The following is a 5,280-nucleotide window of genomic DNA, read 5'->3' as shown; positions in this document are numbered from 1 at the left end:
TCTTCTGATTAGATTAGTGCAGTGTAATACATGATAACGAGTCATAATTTTGTAAAATGATAGGCGTATAGTTGGAAGAGTATGCCACTCGGTCATTATTCTCAAGCGTTTTCATAGCACCTGTGGCCAGGTACGGCAAGACCCATAGCTTGTACTGGCGGATTTTCTAAGAACTGCGCCATATACTTAGCAGGTACATGACCTTCAAAGACGTAATCATCAGTAGTGACTACAGTATGGCAAGAACGCATCTCAGTTGGAACGCTGTAGCGCTCTTTAAATACGGCTAAGTCCGCAACATCTTGCGCGGTTGCACTTAGACCATTATCTTCTGCATGACTTATCCATTCTTTACAGCAGCCGCAATTGGCATCTTTATAGACCGTAGCTGAGACGTTTTTTAGTAGGTCTGGTTTACTTACTGACCTTGTCATCATGTGAGCACTTTTAGCGTTTGGTTCATCTTCCTTTAAAGTGATAGCTGTTGCATTTTCGGTTGTTACTGATGTTGTGTTTGCATCAGATACGCCACTACTCGGTTGGCTACAAGCAAATAGTGATGAGGCGGCAAGTAACACCAGCGTACCACGCAACCCCTTAGACAGATGACGATTGAATATAAGACTGGATTTTATTTTTAAGGGGGTCATAGTGCTCTCTCATGTACTGTAGATATTGTGAGCTATAGAAGGTCAAGTAACACTTCATATCGTTTGGTAATGTAGCATAATAACCCATCAAACGGGGTACGTAAATTTATACATTGAGCAGTGCGGACTGGTATCATAAGCAGTTTTTATTTTGAAATGCTGCCTGTAGTATTAACGGGTCTATCTGAGTTTTGGATTTTGATTAAAAATTCAAGGCTCATAATTTTGGATAATTTGCGATGCACCTGTCTACTATTAGTCTACAAAAGCGTTTGAGTACTCACTTAAATCAATTACCGCTATGGCTTACGCTAGTAGCAGCATGGCTTGCAGGGGCTATTTTTTTATTTGCATTATCGCCTTATGGGTTCTGGCCGCTAGCAATAGTGTCACCAGCGATTTTATATGCGCTGTTGGTGCCAAATATGAGTGGTCGTCGCGCTTTTATTATCGGTGAAGCTTACGGTATGGGGCTATGGTGCGTCGGCGGCTTTTGGCTCTATACAGCTATCCATGATTATAGCGATACTCCAACGTGGCTCGCATTGATTATGATTGGATTGATGGGTCTCGGTATGGGACTGTTTCATGGATTTTTAGCACTAGCCTTTAACCGTATGGTAGGCAAACAACCCTTTTCATTTGCTGCTCTTTGGGTGCTACAAGAATGGTTAAAAACTTGGTTATTCACAGGCTTTCCGTGGCTGTTTGTTGGTTATGCGTTTACTGAAGAGTATTGGTTATCGTCCTTAGCACCCGTTGCTGGTGTTTTTGCCGTCTCTTTTGTTGCCATACTATTGGCTGCAAGTTTAGTAGAGCTACTGCTTCGGCGCAGTAGTTATGCCGTCGTTTCTGTACTGTTATTGGCCATTAGCACATCATTATGGCTGGTCAATCCGCAATGGACAAAACCTAAGGGCACACCTGATCTGTCAGTGTCATTGATTCAAGGTAATATTTCACAAGATATAAAGTGGCTGACTCAATATCAAGTAGAAACGCTAAAGATTTATGCGAAGTTAACGCGCACTGAGTGGGGACGTGATGTTGTGGTGTGGCCTGAATCATCTATTCCGATGTTTCAGGATGAGGCTGCGGGCTTTATTAGTGAAATGATAGAAATGGCTAATGCGACCAATACGACATGGATAACTGGTATCCCTTATAAGGATAAAGCGGCATTCAATGCCAGTACGGATAAGTATCCCCCATTTTACAATAGCGTGATTGCTCGAGGTGTAGAAGCGGAAGGCCTATACAAGAAGCAGCGTCTGGTGCCTTTTGGAGAGTATATTCCATTTGAAGGCGTGCTCGATATTTTCCCAAGTTTGGCCGGTAGTCAGGATATTAAGAGCTATAGTCGCGGTAGTGATCAGCAGTCACCGCTACAGGTGCGTGGACACAATATAGGGACGGCTATCTGTTATGAGGTAGCTTATCCAGATACCACGCGTAAAAATGCCATCGATACTGACTTTTTGTTGACGGTCTCTAACGATGCCTGGTTTGGCACTTCAGCAGGACCATTGCAACATTTGCAAATGGTACAAATGCGCGCGCTTGAGAACGGGCGCTGGTTTATTCGAGCGACCAATACTGGTGTTACCGCTATCATTAACCATAAAGGTCGTATTGTAGAACGCGCACCGCAGTTTGAGCGTACTGTACTACGTGGTGAGATACAGGCACGGGTTGGTAACACTCCCTTTATGCTTATGGGAAATTATCCTATCTTGATAATAATAACTCTGTTATTACTACTAAGCTATTTTGGCAAAGGTCTAACCACACTTAGAGGACGAGGGTAATAGTAAACTTAATTATAATAATTTAATCAGCGTAAGTTTTTTATTTTTTCTAGGTAACGTCCTAACGCACGTAAATATAAAAGTTTTAAACTATTGATCACATAAGAACTGATTGAAAAAATTATGTCGACATAAAGCACGCGCCTCATACTTAAAAAGAGATAGCTATATACGGTCTATCATCTTTTAGTTGATACTTTCATTTAATGCACGCGATTTTTGATTGTCATCTGCCTTAATACCAAATTCAATAGTTGCATGTTGTATATTCTGATGCGCCAAATCTTCCTTAATATTTTCTTTCATAATAAGAGTCTCTTCTAATGTCACATCGCTCTTCGGTACGATATGAACTGTCAGAGCATTCTCAGTGGTACTCAAGGCCCAGATGTGCAGATGATGAAAGTTTTGAATAAATTTATAGCTCTCTAAGATAGCAGTGATTTTACTGAGATCAACATTTTGAGGTACTCCGTCAATAGCAAGCTTGATACTCTCTTTTAGTAGACCCCAAGTCGATAACAGTATCACGACTGAAATAATCAAGCTAACTAGAGGATCAACGATATTCCAACTTGTATAGTAAATAATAATGCCCGAGATAACGACACCTACAGAGACCAATGCATCTACCATTAGATGCAAGAAAGCACCTTTAACATTAATATCGTCTTTTTGACCTTTGTAGAATGCAAAAGCAGAAACAGTATTTATAAATACACCTATTAGAGCTGTAATAATAATAACTTTTCCTGCAACTTCCGGTATGGTATCAAATCGACCCAAGGCCTCATACGCAATACCTATAACGATTGTAACTAACAATATGGCGTTAATAAGAGAAGCCATTATAGAAGCTTTTTTGTAGCCATAGGTATAAAGCGTAGTAGATGCTTTCTGTGCTAATTTCATTCCAATTAACGAGATTATTAAACTGGCAACATCACTTAAGTTGTGGCTAGCGTCTGCGATTAAAGCTAATGAATTAGTTGAGTAGCCCACTATGAACTCGATGAGCGTAAATGCAGAATTTAGACCAATTCCAATATAGAAAGCCTTATTCATATTTTTAGGGTTTGGAGCTTGGTGACTGTGGTTATCTGAATTACTCATAATTTACCCTTGTTTAGGTTGCTGCATTTTATTAAAGGTAGAAAATAATTTTATTGCATATCTTCTATATTGCACAGTCAATATTGCTCTAATACCGTAGACACACTTATTGTTATCAATAAACTGAGCCACAACTGGATTGTATGTCCTATCTCTCCTTGGGCGAAAAAAGCGGCTTTTACTGTAATCTAACTGGCTTACGTAAGCTTCTTATTTTCACGTTCAAGCTCTTTAGTATGTGTAGCTTAGTCTTGAATGTTGGTTAGTATGGTTTCATTAGTGCGCTTTTTATGACATGACCACAATGTTCCAAAAGTAGATTCTATTTTCAGTACTATAACTTGAATGGTTGACCACATAGAGGTGTAATCGTTTAATGCTTCAATCAGCATGCGAACGGCGCGTTTTTTAATCTCAGGAGTGTAGGTTTGTCTTTTCATTGTCGTATTCTCTCAGAAAGTTGAGTCTCCGACAATCTCGGGGCGGTTCAGAATAATGATGGGGCTAGAAGCCCCTTATATTTTGTGTAACTTAAATCGTTATTGAGTACGCTTTGATTAAGGGCAATATACCTTAGCACTGCTAACCGTTTTTGGTTCTATTATATGGTACTGATATAGGAAACAGTGCTTGTTTTGCCATGGGCATTTTTTTTGCAGCTTGCTTCTACGTCTGGCTTAAGAAAACAAGCATCTGATGATACTAGAAAGGTACACAGCGTTCGATGATATATATAGTTTTTTGAGTTTTTTATACATATCCTTTTTTTAGGTATAAAAAATCCGATTTTTTATATCTATCGTTCAACCAACTTTTCATCAATCATTTCAGTCAACAGCTCAGTAACCGTTTTTCGGCTTTCAAGCGCGTACCGTTTGAGCGCAATGTGTTTATCTTCATCTAGATTAAAATTCACGCGTACCGTCTTTTTGGGACTGTCCGTCACATCCGATAGAGCTAACTGATCCTTAACGTTCTTACTAGGGCGACCTGCTGATAAACTCATGACCTACTCCTCACCAAAAAATATTTGAATCTCACTGACCAATGCGGTTATCTCTTGTATCGCATTGCTATTAGGCGATTCGGTATCAAATACTGTCTTACCAAGGGCAGCACTATTAGGATAAGCAACTCGCTGCATCACTCTGGTCTCTAATACCGGAAGATTATAATCAAGCAGCGCGGTTGCCACCTCTTTACCAATATTGGTATTTTGAATGGCGCGTGATACGACAAAGGCCGCCTTTAGTTGGCCATCCATCATCTCAATACGTTGCTGTACTAAATCAACCAAATCACTGGTTGCCCAGATATCATAAGGACTCGGCTGCACCGGAATCAATATAAAATCAGCCGCCTTTATAGCAGAAATAGCCAGACTAGTAGCTTGCGGCGATCCATCGATCACCACGTAATCTTTATCAGAAACGCTTTTTAAATCTTTATCAAGTGTTGGTCTATCAAGCCCGATCACTGGTACCGGATTGTCTTCATCAACCGCTCTCCAGTCACGCGCACTGCCCTGCTGGTCGCTATCCACCAACAAAACACTATGACCTTTTAGTTGTAAGCCACGAGCCAAATGCGTTGCGATGGTAGTCTTACCGCTACCACCCTTTTGATTTAATACCGCGATTACCTTCATAAATACAGATCCCTGTAGTATGTATTGAGTATATAAGTATATAAGTATATAAGTATATAAG

The 5,280-nt window shown here is 40.2% G+C and carries 5 protein-coding genes; 1 reads left to right on the top strand and 4 read right to left on the bottom strand.

The window, feature by feature from the left end; all coding sequences use genetic code 11:
- Nucleotides 1-101 precede the first annotated feature (101 nt).
- The gene (locus tag JMX93_RS14185; RefSeq protein WP_499205087.1) at nt 102-650 is read right to left on the bottom strand and encodes a DUF411 domain-containing protein; all 549 of its coding nucleotides are present in this window, start codon (nt 648-650) and stop codon (nt 102-104) included.
- A gap of 239 nt (nt 651-889) precedes the next feature.
- Between JMX93_RS14185 and lnt the strand changes: the two genes are divergently transcribed.
- The gene (lnt, locus tag JMX93_RS14180; protein WP_045448063.1) at nt 890-2,458 is read left to right on the top strand and encodes an apolipoprotein N-acyltransferase; all 1,569 of its coding nucleotides are present in this window, start codon (nt 890-892) and stop codon (nt 2,456-2,458) included.
- Between the two features lie 186 nt (nt 2,459-2,644).
- Here lnt and JMX93_RS14175 read toward each other — a convergent pair whose 3' ends face one another.
- From JMX93_RS14175 to parA, 3 genes are all read right to left on the bottom strand, one after another.
- Nucleotides 2,645-3,571, bottom strand: coding sequence for a cation diffusion facilitator family transporter (locus JMX93_RS14175; protein WP_087813585.1), 927 nt, complete (start codon nt 3,569-3,571; stop codon nt 2,645-2,647).
- A gap of 796 nt (nt 3,572-4,367) precedes the next feature.
- Entirely contained in the window at nt 4,368-4,577 is a 210-nt protein-coding gene (locus JMX93_RS14170) for a plasmid partition protein ParG (RefSeq protein WP_045448060.1), read from the bottom strand.
- A gap of 3 nt (nt 4,578-4,580) precedes the next feature.
- The gene (parA, locus tag JMX93_RS14165; protein ID WP_198333365.1) at nt 4,581-5,219 is read right to left on the bottom strand and encodes a ParA family partition ATPase; all 639 of its coding nucleotides are present in this window, start codon (nt 5,217-5,219) and stop codon (nt 4,581-4,583) included.
- Between the last annotated feature and the right edge of the window lie 61 nt (nt 5,220-5,280).

The sequence above is a fragment of the Psychrobacter muriicola 2pS genome (genome assembly GCF_904846535.1).
Classification (GTDB): Bacteria; Pseudomonadota; Gammaproteobacteria; order Pseudomonadales; family Moraxellaceae; genus Psychrobacter; species Psychrobacter aquimaris.
This window is presented reverse-complemented; position numbering and strand designations above follow the sequence as displayed.

Bases quoted from the DNA above. Each gene is read 5' to 3' on its own strand.
- JMX93_RS14175 (WP_087813585.1), bottom strand. From the start codon at position 3,571: ATGAGTAATTCAGATAACCACAGTCACCAAGCTCCAAACCCTAAAAAT.
- JMX93_RS14170 (WP_045448060.1), bottom strand. From the start codon at position 4,577: ATGAGTTTATCAGCAGGTCGCCCTAGTAAGAACGTTAAGGATCAGTTA.
- parA (WP_198333365.1), bottom strand. From the start codon at position 5,219: ATGAAGGTAATCGCGGTATTAAATCAAAAGGGTGGTAGCGGTAAGACT.
- lnt (WP_045448063.1), top strand. From the start codon at position 890: ATGCACCTGTCTACTATTAGTCTACAAAAGCGTTTGAGTACTCACTTA.
- JMX93_RS14185 (WP_499205087.1), bottom strand. From the start codon at position 650: ATGACCCCCTTAAAAATAAAATCCAGTCTTATATTCAATCGTCATCTG.